Source organism: Nitratireductor indicus C115 (assembly GCF_000300515.1).
GTDB lineage: Bacteria > Pseudomonadota > Alphaproteobacteria > Rhizobiales > Rhizobiaceae > Nitratireductor > Nitratireductor indicus.
This window is the reverse complement of the sequence record NZ_AMSI01000015.1, coordinates 71,044-96,447: the sequence shown is the minus strand read 5'-3', so window position 1 is coordinate 96,447 and position 25,404 is coordinate 71,044. Positions and strand designations below refer to the sequence as shown.

Genomic DNA, 25,404 nt, shown 5'->3' with positions numbered 1-25,404 from the left:
TCACTGCGGCGGCAAGGCGGAACGCACGCTGCCCAGCCCGATCGAGCCGCCATTTTCGGGCATTTCCGTCATTTCTATCCTCACCCACACCATGCCATGCGCTTCAACAGCGGGATAAGCCTGCACGCATGCATTTCTTGGCGGCGGCCCAAGCCTGGCCCGCACACACCGCCCCTCAGGGTCAAACGCAAGACCATGATAAGCGCAGATCAGCTGATCGCCCTCGAGCCGACCGTTCGACAGCGGCAGCATCCGGTGCCAGCATTCGTCATCCAGTGCGGCAGGGTCCCCGTTTTCCCTGCGAAACAAGACCAAAGGCCGGTCGCCGGCATTGCAGGCGAGAAGGTGGCGCCCCACCTCCCCGCTTTCTGCAACTGCGACCCAGACAGCTCTCGCATGCCCGCTCAAAGCGTGTCTTCCTCGACCATGCGCCCGCCACTTTCGGCCACGAGCTTGCGGATACGCTCGTCGGAATAACCGAGCAGCCGCTTGGCAGTCACATTGATCGTGCGTTTCTCTCCGGCTTCGTCGGCCCCCAGCCGCACCAGTGGGATTGCCGATTCGCCCTCCGCCTCGGGGTGTTGCGCCTTGAAACGCTCAAGCGCTGCATGCGCATTCTCATAGGCAAGATCGTAGTCTTCCCCCATCTGATCGCAGAACTTGCGCGCCCATCGTTCCCCGAACTGGCCATGGCTCACCTCATCGGCCATTTCATAGTCCTTGAGCAACGCGGAGAATTCATCGCCCATCTGGCGGAACGCATCGCGATGCTGGGTCTGCGTATCGGTACTGACCTCGCCTTCCGCGATCACGCTGACCATGATCATGCGTTCCACGGGCGATTTCAGCTGCATGAATTCTTCAAAGCCCGGTGCCTTGGCTGGAAACTGCCCGACGCGCCCCTCATAGCGGTCGAGCACATTGAGCAAGAGCTCAACGTGCCGGCATTCGTCCCAGGCGATGCGCGCGGCCTCATAGTGAAACTGCCAGGGGCATTGATGATATTCATAGACATACCGCGCAAAGATTTCGGCTGCTTCCAGCTCGCTGAAGACGAGGTCGTGCGCGACGCGTTGCATGTCGCCCTTGAAATCACCGGGATAAAGCGGCATCGGCGCGACCGCCGGTAGATGCTCCACCTCCTGAGGCCAGTTCGGCATGGGCTGCGGGCGCGGCTCCTGCCCCACGAACTGCCCCTTCAGAAAATCGCCCGAGCGTGCCGAAAGATCCCAGAGCGCACCTGCGGGCAACGCATGTCCGCTGGCCCGGGAAGCAAGCAACGAAAGCCCCTTGGCGAGATGCTCCTTCTCATCCTCGACGATGCGCTTCAGAAAGCGGATCGACGGATCATCCACATAAGGCGGGCAGGCTTCGATATGGCGCTGGTAGTCCGCGAGAAGCGCAGGCTTCACCAACAGGAGAAGTCCGCGCATGAATAATTCCGGGTCGTCGGTCTCCTCCATCGCCTTGAAGGCAGGAGCGGTACGAGTGCGAAAAGTCGCGACCAGGTCCGGCGGTACGCGCAGCTCTTCGAGCCGCTTCTCGATCCACATGGCGTGTTCCGCATCCTCATAGAGCATGCGCCCAAGCCACAGCTTCTCCGGCATCTCGCGGATTTTCGGCAGCCACAATCCGGCAAGCCGGGCAATCTCCACTTCCACCGTATAAAGAATGGCAAGCTTGCGGGCGTTTTCACGCACATCGTGCAGCTCGACGGGGTCGCGCCGCGTATAGTTCTTCGCAGTCGTCGTCATGTCACTCTCCAAATCAGTTTGCCAATCCAGATTAGGAAGAAGTTTGAGAAAATGGATTGCGTTATGATCTCGGATTGACCATTCTTTGAAAAAAATGGTCTTTCTTTTCGTGCAAGGCGAAATTTCCGATATGAGCACTCGTTTCGACCGGCTGGACATCAAGATCCTGAACGTCCTCCAGGAGGAGGGCCGCATTACCAATCTCGATCTGGCAGCCCGCGTCGGGCTTTCCTCAGCACCCTGCCTGCGTCGGGTCAGGGCTCTGGAAGACAGTGGCGTGATCCGCAGATATGTGGCCCTGCTTGAGCCGCAAGCTGTTGGTCTCAATCTGGAATTTGCGGTTGACATTCGCCTGAAGACCCAGACTCGGGACCTAACGGAGAGTTTCGAGCGGCGCATTCTTCGCATGCCGGAGATCGTCGAATGCTGCCTCACAGCCGGCGAATGGGATTATGCCCTGCGTGTTCTGGTGCCAAGTCTGGAGGAGTATCAGACATTCCAGCTCGACAAGCTGATGACAGGCAACAGTGAGATTGCCGCAATGCGTTCCACGATCATCATGCGCAAGATAAAGTCGACGACGCGGCTTCCGGTCGAAGGCGCGTGAAAAATACGTCCCGCATATTGAAATCCGCTCAGTGTGCGACTTGAAAATTCCGCCTATGCTGCAGGCGAATACATCCGGTGAAATGCTCTGGCCCCGTGAATGCTTGGCCGTGATCGAACATCAACCCGAAGTCCAGTGAGACTGCCATGGACCCCGTTTCTGCAATCGTTGCGTTTTCCGTGGCCGCCGGGTTGCTGACGATCACACCCGGCCTGGATACGGCGCTCGTTTTGCGCACCGCGACCGTCGAAGGCGCAAGACAGGCCATGGCCGCGGGGTCCGGCGTGGTTGCTGGCGTCCTGGCATGGGGGCTGCTCGCCTCCCTGGGTCTCGGCGCCCTGCTGGCTCTCTCGGAAATCGGCTATCGCATCCTGCAATATGCGGGCGCGGCCTATCTGCTCTGGCTGGGATCGCGCATGATATGGGCAGCCTTGCGTCCGCACGCCGGCGCGATTGAGAAACCGGTGGCCGATCTGGTTCGGCCGGAGCGGAACGGAACAGGATTTGGCTGGTTCTGGCGCGGCCTGATGACCAATTTGCTGAATCCGAAAGTGGGGGTTTTCTACGTCAGCTTCCTGCCGCAGTTCATTCCCGCCGACATTCCTGTCGTTGCCTTCAGTGTCGGCCTGGCCGCCATCCACGCCGCGATGGGCCTTTTATGGTTCGCCGCAATCACCTTGGCGACACGCCCTTTTGCCGAGCTCCTCAAGCGCCCGGCATTTACCCGCGCCATCGATGGCCTCACGGGCTCGGTCCTTGTGGCCTTCGGCGTCAGGCTCGCCCTTGAAAGGCGCGGCTGAAGCGAACCTCACGCCGTCAGAACGGGCTCAATAGGTGCCGGGATAGCTACCGCCGTCGATCAGCAGGTTCTGGCCGGTGATGAAGCCCGCATGGGCGCTGCATAGAAAGGCGAAATAAGCGCCGATTTCCTCTGTACGTCCATATCGCCCTGCCGGATTTCCGCTCGCACGCTCCTTCCAGATCTCGTCGAAGCTTTTGCCCGAACCCTCAAGCATGCCGTGAATGTGCTCGCGCTGCGCATCACTGTCGAAAATGCCGGGCAGGAGGTTGTTGACTGTCACGTTGCGCGCAACTGTCATCCGGGCGATGCCCGCCGTAAAGCCGACGAGGCCCGAGCGTGCGCCGTTGGAAAGGCCAAGTTCCGGCTGCGCGATCTTTACGCTGCGCGAGGCGATGCTGACGATGCGCCCGAAGCCGCGTTCCATCATCCCGTCCACCGTCGCCTTGATCATCTCGATGGGCGGCAGCATCATCAGGTCGATGGCCGCGATCCAGTCGTCGCGGGTCCAGTCCCGAAAATCACCGGGCGGACAACCGCCCGCATTGTTCAGGAGAATATCAGGATCGGGACACGCCTCAAGCGCGGTCGCCCGGCCCTCGGGCTTGGTGACATCGGCTGCGACCGGCGTGACCTCGGCGCCCGTCGCAGCGCGGATTTCCTCAGCCGTCTCGTTCAGCACCACGGCGTTGCGAGCAACGATGGTAACGGCCACCCCCTCACGCGCCAGCGCCATGGCGCAGGCCTTGCCCATGCCCTTGCTGGCTCCCGTCAGAAGCGCCTTGCGGCCGCGAATACCGAGGTCCATCCACCATCCTCCTTGCCGTTTTGTCGGAAACGGCGGGCAAGGCCTGGACGCCTGTCCCGCCGCATCGTTTCATGCCAGCCTATTCGGCGGCCACCACCGAGGGCGAAACGCGGAAACCATAGCGCTCCTCCAGACCGAGCTTGCGCACGGCATCGACACCGGCCTGAAGGGCCGCACCCGAGATCGGCTTCAGCGGCTTGCGCAGCGGACCGGAAGGCAGGCCGATCATCCGCATCAGCGTCTTGATGGCGACCGGGTTGATCGCGGAATAGGCGAAATGCAGCATCGGCAGATTGGCGAGCCACGCCTCGCGGCAAGCGAAGGCATCCTCGCCCGTCTTCCACGGCTTGGAGATGACGGCCATCTCCTGCGGGATGATGTTGCCGGTCATGTTGGCCGTGCCGTGACCGCCCAGCGACATGGTGGGAATGACGAGGCCCAGATTGGGCGAGCAGCAGCACATGATGGACATATCGGGCTTTGCAGCGCAGACCTGCGCCACCTGGCCAACGCGCGTGGTGGATTCCTTCAGCACCACCATGTTGGGATGCTTGGCGAGCTTGAGGATATCCGTCCAGTGCAGGTCAGTCTTTACCCGCGGCGGGTTGTTGTAGAAGCCGATGGGAAAATCCTCGGCGTCGCAGACTTCCAGAGCATAGTCGGTGATCGCGTCATTGTCGGCGCAGATATAGGCGGGCGCTGCGATGATGGCTCCATCCGCGCCCTCGGCCTTCGCGTAGCGCACATAGTCGATGGTTGTTTCGGTGTTGTTGCCCGTGCAACCGTAATACATCAGCATGTTGCCGGGCTTCATCTTCGCCGTCTGCGAAATGATGGCGCGGCGCTCTTCCGGCGACAGCATGGAAACCTCGCCGGTCGATCCCATGATCAGAACCGCCTCGGTGCCGTTCTCGGCATGCCAGTTCAAAAGCGTGCGAAAGCCTTCGAAATCGATGGACCCGTCATTGTTCATCGGGGTCACGAGAGCGACGAAGGAACCCTTTGGCTTGATGTGCGACATGGTCTTGTCCTTTTGCTTAGAAGAATTGCGGCGCGAGCCACTTCGGCAGCCCGAGCACGATCGATGGGAACCACAGGGACAGGCAGGCGACGAGCACCGTCAGCCCGCAAATGGGCAATACCGCCAACATGGCGCGGCCAAGCCGCACCTCGCCGATCTGCGAGGCGATGAGCAGGCAGATGCCATAGGGCGGCGTGATCAGGCCGACCGACAGGACGATGGTGCTCAGGACCCCCAGATGCACGGGATCGAACCCAGCCTGATTGCCGAGCGCCTGAATGATCGGCAGGAAGATCAGCGTCGCGGAGATCGGATTGAGAACCGTGCCGATCAACAGCAGGAAGCCGATCAGGAGCAGCATGATGCCGTACCGGTTGGAGGTCAGCCCGGTGATGAAGTCCACCACGATTTCAGCAGCCCCCAGATAGGCGATCAGCCACCCGAAGATGCCCGCTCCGGCCACGGTGAAAAGCGGCACCGCGAAATCGATCACCGCATCTGTCAGGAGCTTCGGCATGGCCTTGAGCGGAATGTCCCGATAGACGACGAGCGACAGGAACAATGCCCAGCCGACCGCCACGATGGAACCTTCCGTTGGCGTGAAGTAGCCACCGACAATACCGCCGAGAACCAGAACCGGGATGAGCAAAGGCGCAATGCCGCGCACCAGAACCTTGCTCACGACGCGCACGCCCGGGAACGGATTGGCCGGATAGCCGTGCCGGATGGCAAGCACATAGGTGTAGAGCATCATGAAAAGGCCGATCAGCAACCCGGGCACCACACCGCCAAGAAACAACGCTCCGATGGACACATTCCCGAAGGCGCCATAGACGATGAGGATGATCGACGGGGGAATGATGACACCGAGCGTCGAGGATGCCGCCGTGAGCGCCACCGCGAATGCCGGGTCATATCCCGCCTTCTTCATGGCCGGGATGAGGATGGAACCGACACTGGCCGTGTCGGCAGCCGCGGAACCCGACAGGCTCGCGAAGATCATCGACACGAACACATTCACATGCCCGAGACCGCCACGCACATGGCCGACCGTCGCATCCGCCACCTTGAGAAGCCGCTCCGTGATGGAGCCGGCATTCAGGATTCGCCCAAGCAGCATGAAGAACGGCACGGCAAGCAGCGTGAAGCTGTCGATGCCCGAATACATCTGGTTGACCACCGAGGTCAGCGGCAGGTCCTCGATATACATCACGAAGACCGAGGAGACGATCAGCGAGAAGCCGATATTCACCCGCAGCGCAATGAGCACGAAGAAGGACAGGATGAGAAGCAGGAGCGGGTTCATTGCGCGCCCCTCCGGACCATGTTCTGCACGGCCTCTACCAGAAAGATAAGCATCAGCACTCCGCATATGGGCATGGGCAGGAACATCCAGGAATGGGAGATGCCGAGCGAAGGCACATTGCTGGTGCTGCGGATTTCGACGAGCGTCCAACCGTGCACGATGAGCACATAGATCACGAGTGCGGAAGTCAGGATGGAGATGATCTCCAGCACCAGGTGAAAACGCGCCCAGGTTTCAGGCCACAGGTCGACCACGTAGTGTGCGCCTCGCCGAAAGGCCACGGCGGCGCCGATGAAGATCAGCCAGGAGAACAGAAGCTGCGCGAGATCGAGCGTCCAGATCAAGGGCAGCTTCAGCAGATTGCGCGCGCCGACCTGCAAGCCAACGGTCACGACCATTGCGAGAAAGCCGAGCCACAGGCCGAGTTCGGTGACCTTGACGATCGCGTTTGAAATGCGAGTCAGCATGAAATTGCTTTCCGAAGCGGGGAGCCGGCGGCACAGGCCGCCGGCCGGCCGCGACTACTTCGCCTTGACGAGAGCGTATTCGTCTTCGAGGTCGAGTTCCTTGGCGAGCTCGGTCTGGATGGGCGCGAGAACCTCGATGAAGGCAGCGGTGTCCGGGCGGGTAACCTTCACGCCATGCTTCGTCTCGAGTTCCGAAACCAGCTCATCGTCATACTGCTTGGCCTTTTCCACGCCGAGCTTGTTTGCTTCGATGGCCGACGCCTGAACGATCTTCTGCAGATCTTCCGGCAGCTTGTTCCAGGTGCGGTTCGAAATCGAGGTGTGGTTGACCTGGATCGTATGGGCAGTCAGCGCGAGATTGGGCGCCACCTCATAGAGCTTCGAGCCGGTGTAGCCCGGCAACGAGCTTTCCATCGCCTGTGCGACACCGGTCTGCATCGCGGCGTAGAGCTCGCCCCAGGCAACGGTTACCGGCAGCATGCCGAAAGCGGCCCAGGTCTTTGAATCCATCGGAGACGGCGGCGTGCGCATCTTCAGGCCCTTGAGATCGTCCGGACCGTTCACAACCGTCTCGGCCGTCGACATGTTGCGCGTTCCCGAGGCCCCGAGCGCCAGAAGCTTCATGTTGAGGCCGCGCTCTTCATAGACCTTCTGGAAGTGCGCCTCGATGGGCGTTCCCGGCCCAACTTTCGCCAGTGCATCGTCCATGCTCGTGAAGATGTAGGGCATGGTGAAGATCGCGTATTCCGGCACCTGCTGCACGGCATTGCTGGTCGTGCTGATCATCATGTCGATCGTGCCGAGGCCGATTTCGCTGATGACGGCGGGATCCTGGCCGAGCTGGCCGGAATCGAAGATGCGCACCGCGATGCGGCCATCGCTCTTGGCCTCGATGTCTTCCTTCAGGAAGGCAGCCATGTCGTTGTAGGGATGCGGCGACTTCACGAGCGTATGGATACGCAGGTTGAAGTCTGCCGCACTGGCCGAACCACCCATGCCGAATGCGGCAACGGCGGCGAGGAGAAGCTTGCTGATTTTCACGTTTGAACTCCCAGATTGTTCTTTGGTTTTGCCGGTTCCACTCATCGTCAATGGTTCAGGCTGGAGGGCATAAAATCAAATACAAATATAATCTGGCGTCATGCAAAAATGTTATGTCAAAGAATGGATTTCGGAGAAAGAAGCAAGCGTCTCCAGCAAATGCACGCGAAATTCTTCCGCAGCGCGCGACAGGGGCAAATCCGCCGGCTTGACGATGTGAAAGTCGAACGGGATGCGCGGTTCGAAGGGAATGGCCTTCAGGCTCCCCTTGAAGATGCGCGGCGTCATGGGGTCCACGATCGCGATACCCACGCCCTTGGCCGCAAGCCCACAGGCCGAATAGGAAGGCTGGCTTTCGATGGCAATTTCCGGCTTCACATTCTCTTCGGCAAAGCGCTGGGTCACATAATTCGCCGTCAGCGTGTGGTGGGCAAGAGCCACCAACGGCTCACCGCGCAGGTCCTTCGGCGAAAGCGAGGAACGCCCGCTCAAGGGATGCTCAGGCGCAAGAACACACACGCAATAGGTTCGGTACGAAGCCAGAAACTCGACATCGCGCCGCTCGATATGGGTCTGCGCCACGCCGAGATCGAGTTGACGGGAGGCGATCATATCCACGATACGGGCCGATGTGTGCACGTCATGCGTGACCTTGATGCCCTGCCGCTGCGCGAGAAAGCCTTTCAGCGCATTGGGGATGATCTCGAAACTGACCATGGGCATGGTCGCCACATGCAGGGTCGCCCGGCGCAAATCCTTGATTTCACGCGCTGTCTGGCCGAGCCGGTCGAGCCCGTAGAACATACGCTCGACTTCCTGGATGAATTCCAGCGCTTCCGTGGTGGGCTCGGACTTGCCGCCCTGCCGCAGGAAAAGGCGAAACCCGATGGATCGCTCCAGATCGGCGATCAGCCGGCTGACGGCGGGCTGCGAGATGTTCAGGGATTGCGCGGCAGCCGTGATGGAGCCATGGCGCATCACATGACGAAATGCCTGGATCTGCCGCTGGTTCATCTGCCCCTCTGAACTTGCGAGCAACCGCTCGCCGCCACACATTCGGCAGCTACCTTATGGGGCATCCATCAGGGCCGGCAACCCTCATTCGCCCTCATCGCGGCTTGAGCAGCATCGGTCCGAACACCAGTGCGAAGCCGAGAAAAGACGCCGCCCAGGCCCCGCCGGAAATCTCGATGAGATGCGCTCCCGCGCCGAGATCGAAGGCTGCAGCAAGCCGCGTAACCACAGCCACGAGCGCCAGCAGGAACACCGCCATTGCGCCCTTGCTCATCGACAATTCATGGCCGGTATGCCCGAGCGTCGCGCGCATCATCACGGCCAGCGTCATCGTGCCGATGGCTCCTGCACCGAAGGCATGGTAGCCGGCCTGCGGCAACACGAAAGCCGGCAGAAGGACTGTTAACCCGGTCAGAACGAAGCCCGCCGGCACGAAAAGAAAAGCGATGTGAAGAATAAACACCAGCGGCTCGCGCAGCGTGCGTTCGCCTGCCCAACGCGCCATCCGCACAAGATTGACACCCCCGGCTGCCACCATGAGCGCCCCGGTCAACACAAGTTCGGGCCGCGCGACCCACAGCCCGAGCGCCAGCACGCTTGCAACCACCGCGAACACATCGAGCCTGCCGAAGCTCACCGGCAGTCGTCCGGGATTTTCGCGCACCAGCCAGTTGCGCGTGAAGCTCGGTATGATCCGACCGCCGATCAGCATGATGAGCGTGATGGCGGCGGCCACCCCCAGGCGCCGCGCATAATCGCTCGTGCCCTGAAAATACGCTTCGAGATGGAAGACCACGTTCCCGAGAAACAGCACGGTGAGCGGAATGAGCACTTTGAGATTGCGCCAATTGCGGCCACTTACGATTTCGTTTGCGGTTGCAGCCGTCACCGCCAGAAGAAAAAGCCCGTCGAGACAGGCAGCAGGAATGGCCCCTATCCACGCGGAGAAGAGCACGGCAATGCGCCCGATCACCCAGAGCGCCACAAGAATGCCGAGCTTGCTTCCCTGCACGGGCAGCCGGCCCGTCCAGTTCGGCACCGCGGTGAGCAGAAAGCCTGTAACGACGGCCGGCAGGAAGCCGAACAGCATTTCATGAATGTGCCAGTCAATCGGATGGAAAGCGGTCTGAATCTCAAGCCATCCCTGGAAAAGAGGGACCCACAGGAGAACGGCAAGCCCGGAATAAATAGCCCCGAAAAAGAAGAATGGACGGAACCCGTAGGACAGTATCGCGGGGCCCTCATAGTTCCACAACCTGGGGATTGGCATGTCCGGGTTCCTTCCTTGTTAGGCGGCTGTTCGTGGCGGGTGGTCGCCGCGTCGGCAATTCTTTATAGAGGGACGGGCGCCGCCGAGTTTGCGCTAACGCAAGTCTGGAATTGAAATGGCAAGGATCGACCGTTCCCTGATCGCCCATATGGACGTCTTTGCAGGGCTTTCGCCCGACGACCTGGATGTCATACTCGAAAGAGCGAACTCGTCCCGGATTCCCAAGTACAAGCCCGTCTTCGAGCAGGAGGCTGAAGCATCCCGGTTTTTCCTGCTGCTCGACGGCACGGTTCGCGTTGTCCAGACCACAAAGGACGGCCATCAAATCATCGCGCGCTATCTCGGCACCGGCTCAATCATAGGCATTGCTCCGGCCATCGGCCGTACCACCTATCCCGCGAGCGCCATCGCCGCGGTGGATTGCGTCGTGCTGTGCTGGCCGATGGCACTGTGGCCGGAACTGACGGCCCGTTTCCCGCTCTTCGCCGCCAACAGCTACAAGGCCGTGGGCGCCCGCCTGCAGGAAACGCAGGAACGGGTGATCGAGCTTTCCGTCGCCCAGGTGGAGCAACGCGTGGCCAACGCCGTGCTGCGCCTCGTAAGACAGATCGGTCGCAAATCCGAAGACGGCCTGCTGATCGACTTCCCCATTTCGCGCCAGGACATTGCGGAAATGACCGGAACCACCCTGCACACGGTCAGCCGCCTGCTGAGTTCATGGGAAGACCTCGGTGTCATCAAGAGTGGTCGCCAGAAAGTAACCGTCACGGACCCGCACCGGCTGATGCTCATCAGCGAGGGTAAAAAGGACGGCTAGACGCGGTGTTGGCAGGCCGCCCCGCAATCGCGTCCTCAATCTCCTCCAGCAGCATGTCGAGATCGATGTCGTGCTCCCGTGCGGCATCCAACAATGTGTGGAACCCCGCTATCGGACAGCCGATGCAAAGCATCCGATGGCGCAGGAACACGCTGATGGTCGCCGGCCATCTTTGCATGAGTTCCTCAAGCGCCATGTCGTTATCGACTTCCGTCTTCTTGGCCATCCCTTCCATCCGCGTAACCGCCGAACACCGCTTCGAGCCGGCTCGCCCCATTTTCAACGCATAGGGTGTAACGGGAGAAGCTTCGTTGCTCCGGCGCAAACAAGCCGCCGATTGCCCGCTGGTGCCAAACACGTCCCACTTGTTTGTCCGCGGACAAAGTTCGCAGCCGCCAATGTCTCTAGAACGGAGCCAACGGCAAACGCCGTGTTCGAAAACGACAGAGGTAAGTGACCATGAAAACCGTAAGAAACGCGCTGACAGCCTTCGCCGCAGCTGCTCTCCTCGCAACGGCCCTGGTTCCGGCGGGCGCCGCCGAATTCGAAGTGAAGATGCTCAACAAGGGCGAAAAGGGAGCGATGGTGTTTGAACCGGAAATCGTTCGCGCCGCTCCCGGCGATACCGTGAAGTTCGTGCCGACCGACAAGGGCCACAATGCAGAAAGCGTGGAAGGCATGTATCCGGACGGCGCCACGCCTTTCAAAGGCGTCCTGAACAAGGAGATCACCGTCACCTTCGACAAGGAAGGCGTCTATGGCATCCGTTGCAAGCCCCATTACGGGCTCGGCATGGTGATGCTGGTGGAAGTCGGTTCCCCCGTAAATGCCGAGGCGGCAAAAGCGGCAAAGGCTCCCAAGAAAGCCAAGATCAAGTTCGAGGAGCTGTTTGCCGAACTGGACAATCAGTAGAAACCTCGTTTCCAACGAAAAGGCCGGAGCATGTCTCCGGCCTTTTCGTTTTGCATCAAAGATAAAGCTCCACACCCTCTTGCCTGAGGGCCTCGATCTGCCTGGAATCCATCAGTATCGCTGCCGTCGACAGGGCATCGGCCCGTGCGGCGCTTTGGTCGACCACCGATGCACGCGCATTGAACCGGCTGGCAACGCCTGTGCGGGGATGCAGGATGTGGCCTGTTGTTCCCGCCTGGTCGAACACCGTGCCAAGCATCATCGAGGTGGCAAGCGCCCTGTCGGTCAACATCAACCGCTTCGATATGCCATCCTCTCCTCCCCCCTGGCGAATGCCGACCCGCCAGCCATTGCCCTCGGTACCGCTTCCGATTGCCTGGATTTCTCCCATGTCCACCAGCACGTTGGAGAAGCCCCTCTCCCGCAGCAGCGCCGCAACGCGGTCGGTGATGTAGCCCTGCGCAATGCCGTTCAACGTCATGGCCATGCCGAAACGCTCGAAGCGAACCTGCTCCGGATCGAAACGAACCGCATCGAACCCGACGCGCGCCAAGGCGGCCTCAACCTGCGCCACATCCGGCATCCCGCGCTTTCCGGCGCTGTAATGCTCGGCAAAAAGCGCGAAAAGCGGCTGCACCGTGGGATCGAACAGACCGTCTGTCTGGCGATGCACTGCGCCCGCCAACGCGAGAAGCTCGAGCAGTTCCGGCGGAGGGGCGGCCAATTCTCCGGTCCTGTTCAGGCGCGAGAGTGCACTGTCGCCACGGTAGAGGCTGAAGATTGCTTCAAGCCGTGAAACCTCGCGCTCGATTTGCGCGAAGACAGCCTGCGCAAGCGCTCCATCGGCTCCCGCCAGTTCGATTGTCGCATGCGCGCCCAGGGCCTGCCCGCTCCAGCGCGAAACGGCAGACCCCGCCGCGAAGCTGCGTGCGGCCAACGCCCCACCGATAAACGTCGCGCCGATGAAAAGCGCCCTGCGGCGCGTCAGATTCATTCCACCTGGTTTTTCCATGGTCAGCTCCCGTGTCCATGCATCGGCTGCTGCTGCACGCCCTCGATGTTCATCGCTGCTTGCGGTCTCACATACTCTTCCGGGATGGCATCGAAAGTGACGATGCTGCCGCCCTCGCGTCGAACGAAGGTTTCCGCCGCTTCTCTCGTGCCGAACGGAATGGCTTCCGGCGCGTCCATGCCGCCCATCTGGCGGCTGCCGGTCACGAAGAAGGCGCGGTCCGCCCCCACCCAGTTCTCCACGCCCGGCTCGCCCCATGAAACAGCCTTTTCCATGTCGCTCACATAGACCGCCAGAACATCCGCCGTCCGTTCCTTGTCGTGCATATAGGCAACGGCATCACTGACCTGCGCGAACCAGAGGGGTTGCTCGAACCCTTTCAGATGAATCTGCGCCTTCGGCCCTCCGTGGTCGAGCACATACATCTGGCAATAATGGCCAACCGCATCGTCGGTCATGGCGATGGGAGCAGGGGTCACGGCGGTCGCCTCGTCACTGCAGCCGGTGAGCGGCATCGACAGCAGGCTTCCCGCAAGAAGTGCGATTGCAATCTTTCTCATGGCGTCAGCCTCCTTGCGCTGAACAATCCGGCGCCAAGCATTGCGACGAGCCAGAAGGCCATGGCCGCCAGTGCCAGAACCGGAGAAAATGGAAGCGTGTTCGCAAGCCCGTCCAGGCCGCTTACCGGCGTTGCGCTTTCAAGCCCCGCCAGATTGAAGATGCGAAACGCATCTCCGGGATTGAGAACCACGAAATAGGGGAAGAGACCCTTAGTGAAGAAGCCGCCCTCATCCACGACGAGACCTGCCAGCAGCGCCAGATCGTAGAGCACGACCAACACCAGCCAAAGCCCCACGGCAAGGGCCGCTGCCGTTCCCGTGCGTGGAACCGCGGTCGAAAGCGCCATGCCGGCGGCCACGAACACCGCCCCCAGGAAAATCGCCGTGGCAAGCAGGCGCAGCCATGCTTCGATGCCCGTGACATCGAAACCGTAAAGGCCGACCGTCACCGCCACCGCAATCCCGAAACCGACGGCGATTGCGATGAAAACCACCAGGCACAGACCGAGGAACTTGCCGAAAAGCAGTTCTCCCCGGTTCACCGGCGTTGCCAGGATCAAAGCCATGGTGCCCCGCTCCACCTCGCCGGCGAAACTGTCGTAGGAAACGAGCAGCGCGATGAGCGGAATGAGATAGACCGCAAGCGTCGAGATGCTGGCCGCCGCCATCAGGAGCGCGCTTGCCTTGAGAGTGCCCCCGCCCGTGCCGGGAAAGGAAAGCGCCAGCGAAAAAAGCGTGAGCAGCACGGTCGCCAGCAGCACCCAGCGATTGCGCAACGCGATCTTGAATTCGGTTCCCGCGACCGCCGCGATCCTTGCAGGCGTATTCATGGCTGCGCTCCCTTCTCCTGATCGAGCGAATAGTGGCGGTAGATGTCGTCGAGGCTCGGCATGGTGATGTCGAAATCATCGATTTCGGCTCCAAGCGCCGCCATCTGGCCCAGAAGATCGACCTTGGCTTCGGGCTGGCAGGTAAGGATGACCGATTTGCCATTGGCCCGAACGCCGCCAAGCCGGCTGTGCAGACTGTCCGCACGGCCCTCCTTCGCCTTGATATTGACCGTGATCGGCAATCGCGCCTCACGCGCCAATGCCGGCAGCGGGCCATCCGCCACAAGCCTCCCTTTCGAAAGGATCGCAATACGATCCGTCCGCCCTTCCACTTCGGTGAGCGCGTGCGAAGACAGGAGCACCGCTGTCCCCTCCGCCGAAACCGCGTCGATGATCTCGTAGAATTCGCGTCGGGAAACCGGGTCGAGGCCGCTTGTCGGCTCGTCGAGCAAGAGGAGCCGCGGCTTCCCGATGAGGGCCTGCGCGAGCCCGAGACGTTGGCGCATACCCTTGGAATAGGCACCCACCCGGCGCCCACCGGCATCGGCCAGACCCACCCTCTCCAGAAGCGGCAGAGCCTCCCTCGGATCGATCCCCTTCAGCCGCGCGAAAAACCGCATGATCTCGATGCCCGACAGGGTCTTCGCGAAGGCGACCGATTCCGGCAGATAGCTGACCGCCAGCCGCGCCTCGCGCGATCCGGGTCTATGCCCGGCAACGTCAATGACCCCGCCTTCCAGTCCGAGAAAGCCGAGCACGCTCTTGAACAGCGTGGTCTTTCCAGCGCCATTGTGCCCAAGCAACGCCACCCGCTCACCCGGAGAAACCGTGAGGAACACCTGCCTCAGCGCCTGGAAATCTCCGAACCGCACGCTCGCGCCGCGAACGGACAAAACGGCATTGCTGCAATCATCACATGTCATTGGTTGTCCCCTTCGAGGAACTGGCGGAAAGGCCTGCTGAGACCGGGCTCATGAGCGGGTGGCTGTCCACTACGCCACCGGGCAGAAGCCCCGGAAAGCGCGATTGCGACCAGCGGATGAGCTGCACGGCGGGCGACCCCATGAGCAGCTTGGCCATGGGTTGGCTCCAGGTGATCTGATCCACGAGATCGTTTGGCCGATAGGGGCTGTCGGCGATCCCGTCGCCATCTATGTCGAAGGCAACCTGTTCGGACCAGTAATTGCCCCGGCCGCTCTCGCTCCATTCGATCCAGCGCGTGCCGACATATTTCACCTGTGTCCGATTGCCCATGAAGGCATTGCCGGAAACCACATTGCCCTCCGACCCTGCGGTGAAATGAATGCCTATTCCGCAGCCGGCGAAGCGATTGTCGGCAATCCGGTTCTTGTTTGAATTGTAGACGAACAGGCATTTCTCCCCACCGTCGCGGACCTCGTTGCCCGCGATCTCGGCCTGGTTGGCAAAGTTGAGAAAAAACCCGTGCGTGCGATCCTGCTCGGAAAGATTGCCGCTGATCCTGAGCTTGCGCGAATACATGAAGGCAAACCCCATGTCGTTGCCGCGCGAAACATTGCCTGTCACCTCGATGTCGTTCGCATACATGGAATGGAAAGCGAAACGCAGCTCCGAAAAACGGTTGTTGCGATAGACCGCATGATTGGACGTGGTGATGAAGACGCCGTCGCGCCCGCGCGCTATGTCGTTGTCTTCCACCAGAAGACCCGGCGCATTCCAAACATAGATGCCCGGCCCCCGTTCGCTCTTGCGCAGATCGTTGCGCCCGACGATGCGGTTGCCGCGAATTTCGACATCCTGCCCGCCCTGCACATCGATGCCGATCAGATTGCCTTCCAGCCGGTTGTCGAGAATGCGCACATTGCGCGCTGAACGCGCGATCGCGATGCCCGAATCGAGATCGTTGAGGCGCTGGCCCGATCCCTCGACCCGAATGCCCTGAACCAGCACGTCTCCGGACGTGATCGCAATGACGGTCCCGCTTCCCGGTCCTGCCACCGTGGAGTTTCCGGTGCCGACGAGCGACAGGGCCTTGTCGATGAGAATGGGGCCGTCATAGCGAACGTCGCCGAGCCGGAGGACATCCCCCGGCTCGGCTTGCCCGACGGCGGCGATGAGCGCGCCCGGTTCGTCCGGAACGCGGACTTCCGCTGCCAGTGCGCCTTGCAGCGCCTGCGCAAACAGGAAAAGTCCCGTACCGAAAAGAAGAACGGCGCGCATCATGTCCCCCTTACGCCGCCTTCGGCTTCACAAGCATGCGACCGCGCATTTCCATGTGCAGCGCATGGCAGAACCACTGGCAATAGTACCAGTGCACGCCGGGCCGGTCGGCGGTGAAGGTGACCGAAGCCGTGGCCTGCGGCGCAACCTCCATGGCAACACCGTGATTGCCCAGCGTGAAGCCGTGGGTGAGATCGTCCACCTCATCCATGTTGGTGACATAGACCGTCACCTCATCGCCCTCGTTCACCTCGAACTGTTCGAGCGAGAAGGACGGCGCGACGGAGTGCATATAGACCCGGACCTTGTTGCCGTCGCGAATGACGTCGGCACCGTAGTCGAGATCGACGCCATCGGCTTCCGCCTGCTTGCGGGCTTCCTCCCACATGCTGTCGCCACGGTCCCAGATCGAGACCGGATTGACGATATCGGCCCGCACGATGATGCAGTCATGCGGCTCCGCAAAGGTGGGGCCGTCATGCACGAGCTTCATCTCGCTGCCCGAAATGTCGATCAGCTGATCGTTTTCCGGCTTGAGCGGTCCGACATTCAGGAAGCGGTCCTTCGAGAACTTGTTGAGCGACACCAGGAACTGGCCATCGGCTTCCAGGGTCTCGCCCATGGAGGTGTGGTTGTGGCCCGGCTGGTAGTGGACATCGATCTTCTGGACAATCGGATCGATTTCCTCGCCCTTGAAGGCACGCTTGGCCTTTTCGATGTCCCACTTGCACATCTGGCTGTCGAGGAAGAGCGTGGTATAGGCAAAGCCCTTGCCGTCGAAAGCAGTGTGAAGCGGTCCCAGGCCGAGCTGCGGCTCCGCGACGACGCACGAACGCGGCTCTGCCCCCTTCTCGAAGAGGTCGTCGATCAGGTCCACGTCGATCACAGTGACGGTGGGTGAGAGCTTGCCATTGATGCACAGATGCTGCTTGTCCGGTGCCATGTTGCAGCCATGCGGGCTGTTGGAGACGGGGACATAAGCCGTATAGCGCGAGCCATGGCGCCCATCGATAACGGGCACGCCGTTATATTCCTTGAAATCGCCCTTGCTGACGGCTTCCTCGATGCGCTTGATGTTGAAGATGACCACCCAGTCCTGCTCATTGGCCGTCATCTCAGCGAGCGTCACGCCGTTTTCCGAATTATAGCAGGTCGAGAAGGCGTATTTGCCTTTGTAGTCGGCATCGCAATTGTCGAGATTGCCATCGACGATTACCTGCCATTTCACCTCCATCGTATCGCCGTCCACGGCGCTGAAGATCGACACGTATTTCGTGGGATCATCGAGAATCAAACCGTCATTGGGCAGCGGAATCCGATGTTCACCATTGGCAAACACATAGCCTGTACGCGGCCATTTCTGCGGGCGCAGACCGTGAATGTCCGACGTGTTGGGGATCTCCACGATCTTGTCGGTCTTCATCACGTCGCAGCGAATGCGCGCCACACGCGTGTTCGCCTTGTCATTGGCAAAGATATAACGACCGTCATAGGTCCCTTCGGTGAACGACATGTGCGGATGGTGCAGGTCACCGTTTTGATAAGTCTGCATGCCGCGTTTTTCGAGGAATGCCTTGGTTTCAGGCAGCAGCCCTTCCGTCAGGATCTTCAGGCTTTCATTGGTGCTGCCCCAGCCCGTGGCCGAGCATCGGTTGAACACCGGAATGCGTACGAGTTCGCGCATCGACGGCATGCCGATGATGCGGATTTCGCCGCTCTGGCCCGATGACCAGAAACCGTAATAACTGTCGAGCTCGCCCGGATGGATTTCACGATAGGCGCCTTCGGCTGCCGCCGCGAGGCTCGGAGCACCGACGATACCAGCCCCCGCGCCACCGGCGATCATGGCCCCGGCGAAGGCAGCGCCCCCGGCCGTGCTTCCGAGCAGTGCCCGGCGTGTGATCGATGTTTCACTCATCTTCTCGTCTCCTTGTGTCAGAGGTTTGAGGCAGCCGGGGCATTTGCCTTCGGCTTGTAATTGACGGGCGGTTGTCCGCTGCCGGACGGCGCCAGCCCGTTCTGCTTCTCGAAGCGCTCGCGCTTCTTGATCTTCGCCACCACCACCGGGCATTTCGCCGTGTGCTGGTAGAGCACCTGGCAGTTGAGGCAGGAGATGCATTCGTTGGGGTTGATCTCGCCGGTCGGGTGTATCGCCTGCACCGGGCAGTCATGCGCACAGACCTGGCAGGGATTGCCGCATTCCTTGTAGCGCTTGAGCCAGCGGAACATGTGGAGCCGCGCGGGGATCGCCAGCCCGCCACCCAGAGGGCAGACATAGCGGCAATAGAAGCGCTCGATGAAGAGGCCGGGCGCAAGCATGGCAAGCGCGAAGAGCACATAGGGCCACGGCCGATCGAACTTCAGGATGATGGCCGTCTTGAAGGGTTCGATCTCGGCATAATGCTCAGCCATTTCGAGCGAGTAGAGCGACATGCCGAACAGGCCGAGGAAGATCACGTATTTGACGGGCCACAGTCGCTCATGCAGCCCCCAGGGCAGTGTCACCTGCGGCACGCGCAGAAGCCGCGCGATCTTGTTGGAGAGTTCCTGCAGGGCGCCGAAGGGGCACAGCCATCCGCAATAGGCGCCCCGCGCCCAGAACAGGAGGGCCGCCGCCACTGCGAACCACATGACGAAGAGCAGCGGGTCCATGAGGAACGTTTCCCAGCGAAAATCGCTGACCAGCGCCGAAAAGACGGCAAGCACGTTGACCACGGAAAGCTGCGCGTTCGCATACCAGCCTATGAACACGAGCGTGAAAACGAGGAACGCGGTCCTGATGATGTTGAAAACACGCTCGTTACGGGTGGCGATGGTCTGGAAGAAGAAGATACCCGTCAGGAAAGCGAGCCCCAGCCCGAGGATCACCACCTCGTTCCGCTTCGCATCCCAGATCCTGAGCCAGAGCGCATCCCGGATCGCCACAGCGCTTTCTTCTGCGGATGGCCGCGCGGCGGGAGCCGCGACCGCCGGCGCCTCCTGCGCGACGAGAAAGCGGTCGGGCAGATCGTAGCCGAGATCATAATTGAGAAAGAGCTTGTCGATCGCCCCGACCGGGCGCTGCACGAGCATCTGGAGCCGCCAGGGTGCCGCCGCATCGAACCCTGCCTTTTGCGGAATGATGAAGACATCCGTCTCCGTCATATCGGGCGCCCCGGCGGCAGCGAGCCGCCCCACCCGGCGATGCTCGCGATCTCTGAAGCGATGGGAGATGTCGCCCTGGATGACCTGGATACGGTCGAAAATCCCCCCGCGGACATAGCCCGATCCCTTGAACGACCAGCGTCCGCGGCCAGCAACGAGGATCGCCTCATCGCCGTCCTTCAAAAGAGCCTTCAGATTTGCGTATTCGGCATCGCCCAGGAGGCTGCGTCCTATGGCAGGCTGGCTCACAAGCGCCGTCCAGACATCGATATAGGCATCGCTGTCGGGGCCCGGCTCCGTGTGGGCCCCCGCACGCGGATCGCCAAGCGCTGCGAAATCCGCATTGATGGTTTCCACATCGAGGGTGAAGTGGCGAACCGATCCGTCACCCGTCAGCGTCTGCCAGTCCTCTACCGCATCGACACCACGGTCGACGCTACGCCTGGCTGCCACCGTTTCCGTGTCCGGCGTGAGACCGCCAAGCGAGAGCGCTTTTGCCACCTTGATGCCGGCGCGCACGATGGAATCGTCGATGATCATGATCGTGACCGTCGCGCCCGAAACGATGTCGAGCTCGTGCTCTTCCTTCTCGGAAGACGCCTCCTTGCGAAGGTCCAGTCCCGCATATTTTTCGGTGACTTCCCTGATGCGCGCTTCCGGGATGCCGACAAGAACGATCGGCTCGGAATGCTTGACCAGCCGCACGCCGGTAATCACGGCCTCGTCCGAAACACCGGCCAGGATGTGAATGGGCTTTCCCGAATAACCTGCCGTTGGAACGAAATCCGATGTCAGGAAAACCCAGCCGACCGGCTTGCCGTCCTTGAGTGCGGGCGCGACGGGTAGATCGCCACGCACGGGGCCATAGCTGTCGGCGCCGGGGACCAGTTCAGAGGGCTGCGCGAGTTCGAGATAGCGGTCGAGCAGGGGCTCGGCGCGGGTCTTTGCCGGGAACCCCGCAAGCACCAGAAGGGCAAGCAGGCTCGCCGCAAACCACCATGCGATGCCCGGGAAATTTCCCGTCAGGTCCCGCCTTGCCCATCTGAACATCGCCCGGCCTCCAAAGCCTCGTCATGCCATTTGCGGCAGACGCTATCGGAGGCACCGGAGACGAACTTTGCAGTTTCGCAAACAAGGACGCGATTGCCCGCGCAACAACTCCCGAAACGGAAACTCCCCCGGTCGGTATCCGCCCAGGGGAGTTAGGTAGAAAGCTGAACTTTTAAGAAGCGTGACCGCTCAGCGTTTCGTCATCTTGATGGATTCGTCGAGGAACTCGTTCGTGTAGGCCGCCTTGATATCGAACGGCTTCTCCAGATTGAAATAGGTCTCGACCATCTTGTAGTCGGCATCCATCCGCTCAGGATTGAACGCTCCCAGCGCAACCGTCGTCGTCGTGTCGTCGGTCATCAATTCGGTGATGCGGTTCCACTGGTCGACCTGGTTGTCGTGCTCGAGGCCCGAGACCTGCTCCATCAGCGCGCTGAGGCATGGCTCCACATCTTTCACGCAGGCCGCGAATGCCCGCTGCGTGACGGAAGCGAACTTGGCGACCAGCTCCTTGTTGCCCGCAAGGAAATCGCCGTTCACGATAACCGAATTGCCATAGGGATTGACGCCGATATCGCGCCAGGCGACGAAACCGAGATCGTCACCGAATTCACGAACCTTCAGATCGTGCTCATTGTAGAAGTCGCTGGTGATATCGATGGCGCCGCTCTTGAGCGAGGTGAGCTTGGCTTGTGGCGAGACATTGACGAATTTCACCGAATCCGCGTCGATACCCACCGTCTTGGCGAAGAGCGGCCACATGACACGCGAGGCATCCGCCGGGGGATTGCCGATAGAGCGGCCCGGAAAATCCTTCGGCCCCTCGATACCGTTGCTTTTCAGCCAGTAGAACCCCTGCGGAGAATTGGCATAGACGGTCATGATCGCCACCGCGTTGGCCCCCTGCCCCTTGGCCAGCAGCACGGTTGCCATATCCGCCACGCCGATTTGCGAGATGCCCGCGCCCACACGCTGCGCCGCCGCGCCTGAGCCGCGACCGGCCTCGATGGTCAGGTTGATGCCGGCTTCATCATACCAGCCCTGCTGCTTGGCGTAGTAGTAGGGTGAATGGTCTGCCGTTGGCACCCAGTTCAGCACCATGTTGACATCAGCGGCCTGAGCGCCGAACGGAAGAAAAGTGGCTGCAAGCGCGGCTGACAGCACGAAGGATCTGCGAAGCGTCATCTTGGTCTCCAGCGAAGTGAAAGGTCGAAAGGCGCATTCTGGACGGGGCGTCCGCGCTTCCGGCAGATCGCGGAGGGCCCGAGTGGCAAACTATAGGCATGGATGCTAAGCTGGATCAATAACCAATCAACCAGTTGGTTACATCGGAGGCATAAAGGATGGAAGATAGCGCAACCGTCAAGCGATCGAGGAAGGCGGATACACCTCAACGGCGCGATCCCGCCGCCACCTGGCGGGCGCTGCTGGATGCAGCCGTCGCCGAATTCACCGAATTCGGCTTCGAGGGCGGCCGCGTCGACCGCATCGCGCGGCAGGCCGGCGTCAACAAGCAGCTCGTCTATCATTATTTCGGCAGCAAGGACGATCTCTACAAGACAGCGCTTGAGGAGGTCTATCGCCAGATCCGCGAACGCGAGCAGGAGCTGCATCTTTCCGATCTCGACCCGGAAGAGGCAATGCGCCGCCTCGTCGGCTTCTCCTTCGATTATCTAGCTGATCACCCGGAATTCGTTGCTCTCATCAACGACGAGAACCGCATGGAGGCTCGCCATCTGAAAATCTCGGACAAGGTGACCGAGATGCACTCTCCCCTGGTTCAGCTCGTCGAGGAGACACTGACGCGCGGTGTCAGGGCGGGTGTGTTCAACGACCGCTTCGGGCCGGTCAATCTCTACCTTTCCATTGCCGCCCTCTCCTTCTTCTATTTTGCCAATCGCAGCACGCTTTCCGTCATCTTCGATCGCGACATGGCATCGCCCGCCCAGGCCGCACGCCGCCGCGAACACGTCATTTCGCTCGTCCTGTCCGCGCTACGTCCCTGAAATTGCTGTCGCAAATCAAGTAATCAACTGGTTGGTTGACTGCGCCGCAAAAGCGGATTAGCTTCGATCCATAAAGAGGGAACGAAGCATGGTTGCAGCAACCGAGGACGCAACGATCAGCGAAGCAGCCCGCCTGGAGCGGCGACGCGCCAATCAGATGCGCATCGTCACCGTGGTCGTGCATCTGGCGGCATTCGCCTTGTGGGAGTTTCTGGTGCGCGCCCTCGAGGTGCCCCGCTTCATCCTGCCTGCACCAAGCGAAATCCTGTCCACTCTGGGTTCCGGTCGTTACGACTGGATCGGCAACAGCTGGGTCACAGGGCTGGAGATCGTCGGCGGCTATCTTCTGGCCACCGTTCTCGGGGTCGCCTCGGCCCTTCTCTTCTCCTGGTCGCGCATCATGCTGATGGTGCTCTTTCCCCTTCTCGTCACCCTCAACATGATCCCGAAGGTGGCGCTCGGGCCTCTGGTCATCGTGTGGTTCAGCTACGGCATTTCCACCAACATCCTGATCACCTTCTCGCTCTGCTATTTCCCCATTTTGTTGACCACGGTGCGCGGTCTGCGCGAGGTAGAGCCTGATCTTCTGGATCTCGTGAAATCGCTGCGCGGGTCGCGCTGGCAGATGTTCGCCTATATCCAGCTTCCTGGCGCCTTGCCCTACATCTTCTCGGGCATGAAGGTGGCGGCCATCCTGGCGGTAGCCGGCGCGGTGGTGGGGGAGTTCATCGCTTCCGACCGCGGTCTCGGCTACCTGATGATCCAGGTTCAGGCCGCGCTCGACACGCCGGCCATGTTCATGGCCGTCGCCCTCATCACGCTGATCGGCATCGTGCTCTACATGGCGGTGCTTATTCTCGAACACATGATCGTTCCCAAAGACGCGAGGATGTCGTGAACGCAGACCCCAATATTCAAGGCTCCGGTATCGCGGGCAGTGAACTTCTCGACGGCTCCCATCTGCCTTCGCGCTTCGAAAGCCCGGAAGAGCTGGACGCCTTCATCGCAACGCCTTCCCGCGCCCTGATCGAAGATCTCGCGGCCCTCGACGGCGACATCATGATCCTCGGAGCGAGCGGCAAGATGGGTCCCACCCTTGCCCGCCTCGCCAGCAACGCGGCACCCGAAAAACGCATCATCGCCGTTGCCCGCTTCAGCGATCCTGCAGCCAGGACGGAGCTCGAAAAGCACGGCATCGAAACGATTGCCTGCGACATGCTCGACCGCGCTGCGCTTGAAGCTCTGCCGAAAGCGAAGAACGTCATCTTCATGGCTGGCCGCAAGTTCGGTTCCGGCGGCAACCAGCCGCTCACCTGGGCGACCAATACCTATATGCCTGCCGTCGTTGCCGAGGTTTTCAAGGCCTCCCGCATCGTCGCCTTCTCCACCGGATGCGTATATGCCTTTACGCCCGTAGACAGCATGGGCTCTGAAGAGAGCGACCCGCTCGATCCGCCCGGCGAGTACGCCCAGTCCTGCATCGGCCGCGAAAGACTGATCGAGCATTTTTCGCAGATCCACAACACGCCAGGCCGCCTCTATCGCCTGAACTATGCAATCGACCTGCGTTACGGCGTGCTTCATGACGTTGCCGTCAAGGTGCGAGACGGCGTGCCCATTGACGTCACCATGGGCCATGTCAACGTGATCTGGCAGGGCGACGCCAACGCCATCGCACTGCGCTGCCTGAAACAGGCGACCGTGCCGACCAGCCCGATCAACGTGACCGGCCCCGAGGTCATTTCCGTGCGCTGGCTGGCAAAGACGTTCGGCGAACTGCTTGGCCGCAAGCCTCTCGTTACCGGAACGGAAGCGCCCAGCGCATGGCTTTCCAATGCCAAGCTTTCCAATGGCCTGTTCGGCTATCCGGTGGTCCCGCTCGACCGGATGATCGCCTGGACGGCAGACTGGGTGTCCAGGGAAATGCCCTCCCACAACAAGCCCACCCATTTCGAGGCGCGCGATGGCGCTTACTGATGAAACGCGCGCCATCTCCCTGACGCAGGACGACATCGCAAAGGCGATGGAGCTCTCCTGCGAGGCCGGCTGGAACCAGCTTCCGGACGATTGGCGCCTGTTTCTCGCGCAGGGCCGGGTGTTCGGCCTTTTCCAAGAGGTCACGCTCGCAGCCACCGCTGCCGTCATGCCCTATGGCAGCAACATCGCCTGGATCAGCATGGTGCTGACCCGCAAGGCTTTTCGTGGGCGGGGCTTCGGCACGGCTCTGCTCAGACATTGCATCGCCGAAATCGAGAAGGAAGGCCGCACGGCCTTTCTCGATGCGACCCCTGCGGGCGAACCCATCTATCGCAATCTGGGCTTCGAGCCGGGCGAACGCTTCGAACGTTGGCAGGGTGACGGCGGCGCGCGGAAGCCAACTCTCGCGCAACCAGCACCCGACTTCGCCGTGAAAGCCGCCAACGTCGCCTTCGGGGCGGATCGAAGCTTTCTGCTGCGCGACTTTATCCGCCGCTCCCCAATGACCTTCAGAAGCATGGGCACAGCCCATGCCTTTGGCCGTGACGGGCGGCTTGCTACTCAGATCGGACCAGTCACCGGTAGCGATGAAGGCACCGTGATCGAGCTGGTGGACGCGGTCATCGCCTCATTGGAGGGGCCGGTCTTTCTCGATGTGGCTGCGCACTGCACCGGACTTGCAGCGCACCTGAAGACCGCGGGTTTCAACAAGCAACGTCCCTTTCTCCGCATGAAGAAGGGACCGCACGATTGGCCGGACAGCCCAGCGGCAAGCGCCGTGATCGCCGGCCCCGAATTCGGATAGGAAGC

At 61.1% G+C, this 25,404-nt stretch carries 26 protein-coding genes; 8 read left to right on the top strand and 18 right to left on the bottom strand.

The annotated features are described in order from the left end of the window. Both NA8A_RS19365 and NA8A_RS19360 read right to left on the bottom strand, forming a co-directional pair. Positions 1-408: a Rieske 2Fe-2S domain-containing protein gene (locus tag NA8A_RS19365; RefSeq protein ID WP_009452074.1), complete on the bottom strand. Its 408-nt coding sequence runs from the start codon at positions 406-408 to the stop codon at positions 1-3. Next, complete coding sequence (locus tag NA8A_RS19360) at positions 405-1,754, bottom strand: ferritin-like domain-containing protein (RefSeq protein ID WP_009452073.1); 1,350 nt, start codon at positions 1,752-1,754, stop codon at positions 405-407. The genes NA8A_RS19365 and NA8A_RS19360 overlap by 4 nt, the downstream gene beginning before the upstream one ends. A gap of 130 nt (positions 1,755-1,884) precedes the next feature. On the opposite strand from NA8A_RS19360, the gene NA8A_RS19355 reads away from it, so the two are divergent. Together NA8A_RS19355 and NA8A_RS19350 are read left to right on the top strand one after the other, a co-directional pair. Beyond that, the gene (locus tag NA8A_RS19355) at positions 1,885-2,361 is read left to right on the top strand and encodes an Lrp/AsnC family transcriptional regulator (protein WP_040673153.1); all 477 of its coding nucleotides are present in this window, start codon (positions 1,885-1,887) and stop codon (positions 2,359-2,361) included. A 146-nt stretch (positions 2,362-2,507) separates the two neighbouring features. Further along, the gene (locus tag NA8A_RS19350; protein ID WP_009452071.1) at positions 2,508-3,161 is read left to right on the top strand and encodes a LysE family translocator; all 654 of its coding nucleotides are present in this window, start codon (positions 2,508-2,510) and stop codon (positions 3,159-3,161) included. Between the two features lie 27 nt (positions 3,162-3,188). Here the strand turns inward: NA8A_RS19350 and NA8A_RS19345 are convergent, their stop codons facing one another. The 7 genes from NA8A_RS19345 to NA8A_RS19315 all read right to left on the bottom strand — a co-directional run bounded on the left by NA8A_RS19345 (position 3,189) and on the right by NA8A_RS19315 (position 10,087). Then, positions 3,189-3,968, bottom strand: a complete 780-nt coding sequence (locus tag NA8A_RS19345; RefSeq protein WP_009452070.1) for an SDR family oxidoreductase — start codon at positions 3,966-3,968, stop codon at positions 3,189-3,191. A gap of 79 nt (positions 3,969-4,047) precedes the next feature. After that, entirely contained in the window at positions 4,048-4,989 is a 942-nt protein-coding gene (locus tag NA8A_RS19340; protein ID WP_009452069.1) for a dihydrodipicolinate synthase family protein, read from the bottom strand. 16 nt (positions 4,990-5,005) lie between these two features. Further along, positions 5,006-6,295, bottom strand: coding sequence for a TRAP transporter large permease (locus NA8A_RS19335; RefSeq protein WP_009452068.1), 1,290 nt, complete (start codon positions 6,293-6,295; stop codon positions 5,006-5,008). After that, on the bottom strand, positions 6,292-6,762 hold the full coding sequence (locus NA8A_RS19330) for a TRAP transporter small permease (RefSeq protein WP_009452067.1): 471 nt from the start codon (positions 6,760-6,762) through the stop codon (positions 6,292-6,294). Before NA8A_RS19330 ends, NA8A_RS19335 begins: the two co-directional genes overlap by 4 nt. Before the next feature lie 54 nt (positions 6,763-6,816). After that, the gene (locus NA8A_RS19325) at positions 6,817-7,803 is read right to left on the bottom strand and encodes a TRAP transporter substrate-binding protein (protein WP_009452066.1); all 987 of its coding nucleotides are present in this window, start codon (positions 7,801-7,803) and stop codon (positions 6,817-6,819) included. Between the two features lie 111 nt (positions 7,804-7,914). After that, the gene (locus tag NA8A_RS19320; protein ID WP_009452065.1) at positions 7,915-8,817 is read right to left on the bottom strand and encodes a LysR substrate-binding domain-containing protein; all 903 of its coding nucleotides are present in this window, start codon (positions 8,815-8,817) and stop codon (positions 7,915-7,917) included. A gap of 94 nt (positions 8,818-8,911) precedes the next feature. Then, the gene (locus NA8A_RS19315; RefSeq protein WP_009452064.1) at positions 8,912-10,087 is read right to left on the bottom strand and encodes an NnrS family protein; all 1,176 of its coding nucleotides are present in this window, start codon (positions 10,085-10,087) and stop codon (positions 8,912-8,914) included. Positions 10,088-10,202: 115 nt separating this feature from the next. On the opposite strand from NA8A_RS19315, the gene NA8A_RS19310 reads away from it, so the two are divergent. After that, positions 10,203-10,904 (top strand): Crp/Fnr family transcriptional regulator, encoded by a 702-nt coding sequence (locus NA8A_RS19310; RefSeq protein ID WP_009452063.1) that lies wholly within the window; start codon positions 10,203-10,205, stop codon positions 10,902-10,904. On the opposite strand, the gene NA8A_RS19305 is transcribed toward NA8A_RS19310, so the two are convergent. After that, entirely contained in the window at positions 10,879-11,130 is a 252-nt protein-coding gene (locus tag NA8A_RS19305; RefSeq protein WP_074896884.1) for a DUF1858 domain-containing protein, read from the bottom strand. The genes NA8A_RS19310 and NA8A_RS19305 overlap by 26 nt on opposite strands. 233 nt (positions 11,131-11,363) lie before the next feature. Here NA8A_RS19305 and NA8A_RS19300 point away from each other — a divergent pair, with 233 nt between their 5' ends. Continuing rightward, a complete protein-coding gene (locus NA8A_RS19300) occupies positions 11,364-11,816 on the top strand; it encodes a pseudoazurin (protein ID WP_009452061.1) in 453 nt (150 codons plus the stop codon). 55 nt (positions 11,817-11,871) lie between these two features. Here NA8A_RS19300 and NA8A_RS19295 read toward each other — a convergent pair whose 3' ends face one another. From NA8A_RS19295 to NA8A_RS19260, 8 genes are all read right to left on the bottom strand, one after another. After that, entirely contained in the window at positions 11,872-12,828 is a 957-nt protein-coding gene (locus tag NA8A_RS19295; protein ID WP_202802957.1) for an FAD:protein FMN transferase, read from the bottom strand. Positions 12,829-12,830: 2 nt separating this feature from the next. Then, positions 12,831-13,388, bottom strand: a complete 558-nt coding sequence (locus NA8A_RS19290) for a nitrous oxide reductase accessory protein NosL (protein ID WP_009452059.1) — start codon at positions 13,386-13,388, stop codon at positions 12,831-12,833. After that, positions 13,385-14,218: an ABC transporter permease gene (locus NA8A_RS19285; RefSeq protein WP_009452058.1), complete on the bottom strand. Its 834-nt coding sequence runs from the start codon at positions 14,216-14,218 to the stop codon at positions 13,385-13,387. Before NA8A_RS19285 ends, NA8A_RS19290 begins: the two co-directional genes overlap by 4 nt. Further along, positions 14,215-15,141, bottom strand: coding sequence for an ABC transporter ATP-binding protein (locus tag NA8A_RS19280; RefSeq protein WP_009452057.1), 927 nt, complete (start codon positions 15,139-15,141; stop codon positions 14,215-14,217). The genes NA8A_RS19285 and NA8A_RS19280 overlap by 4 nt, the downstream gene beginning before the upstream one ends. Further along, entirely contained in the window at positions 15,131-16,420 is a 1,290-nt protein-coding gene (locus NA8A_RS19275) for a nitrous oxide reductase family maturation protein NosD (protein WP_009452056.1), read from the bottom strand. The genes NA8A_RS19280 and NA8A_RS19275 overlap by 11 nt, the downstream gene beginning before the upstream one ends. Before the next feature lie 7 nt (positions 16,421-16,427). Continuing rightward, the gene (gene nosZ / locus NA8A_RS19270; protein WP_009452055.1) at positions 16,428-18,335 is read right to left on the bottom strand and encodes a TAT-dependent nitrous-oxide reductase; all 1,908 of its coding nucleotides are present in this window, start codon (positions 18,333-18,335) and stop codon (positions 16,428-16,430) included. Positions 18,336-18,352: 17 nt separating this feature from the next. Beyond that, positions 18,353-20,611: a NosR/NirI family protein gene (locus NA8A_RS19265; RefSeq protein ID WP_009452054.1), complete on the bottom strand. Its 2,259-nt coding sequence runs from the start codon at positions 20,609-20,611 to the stop codon at positions 18,353-18,355. A gap of 189 nt (positions 20,612-20,800) precedes the next feature. Further along, positions 20,801-21,796 (bottom strand): ABC transporter substrate-binding protein, encoded by a 996-nt coding sequence (locus tag NA8A_RS19260; RefSeq protein WP_009452053.1) that lies wholly within the window; start codon positions 21,794-21,796, stop codon positions 20,801-20,803. A 158-nt stretch (positions 21,797-21,954) separates the two neighbouring features. On the opposite strand from NA8A_RS19260, the gene NA8A_RS19255 reads away from it, so the two are divergent. From NA8A_RS19255 to NA8A_RS19240, 4 genes are all read left to right on the top strand, one after another. Continuing rightward, positions 21,955-22,617 carry a TetR/AcrR family transcriptional regulator gene (locus tag NA8A_RS19255; RefSeq protein ID WP_009452052.1) on the top strand — a complete coding sequence of 221 codons (663 nt, stop codon included), beginning with the start codon at positions 21,955-21,957 and terminating at the stop codon, positions 22,615-22,617. 88 nt (positions 22,618-22,705) lie between these two features. After that, positions 22,706-23,515 (top strand): ABC transporter permease, encoded by an 810-nt coding sequence (locus NA8A_RS19250; protein ID WP_009452051.1) that lies wholly within the window; start codon positions 22,706-22,708, stop codon positions 23,513-23,515. After that, positions 23,512-24,594 carry an NAD-dependent epimerase/dehydratase family protein gene (locus NA8A_RS19245; RefSeq protein ID WP_009452050.1) on the top strand — a complete coding sequence of 361 codons (1,083 nt, stop codon included), beginning with the start codon at positions 23,512-23,514 and terminating at the stop codon, positions 24,592-24,594. Before NA8A_RS19250 ends, NA8A_RS19245 begins: the two co-directional genes overlap by 4 nt. Beyond that, positions 24,581-25,399: a GNAT family N-acetyltransferase gene (locus NA8A_RS19240; RefSeq protein WP_009452049.1), complete on the top strand. Its 819-nt coding sequence runs from the start codon at positions 24,581-24,583 to the stop codon at positions 25,397-25,399. Before NA8A_RS19245 ends, NA8A_RS19240 begins: the two co-directional genes overlap by 14 nt. Positions 25,400-25,404: the final 5 nt, after the last annotated feature.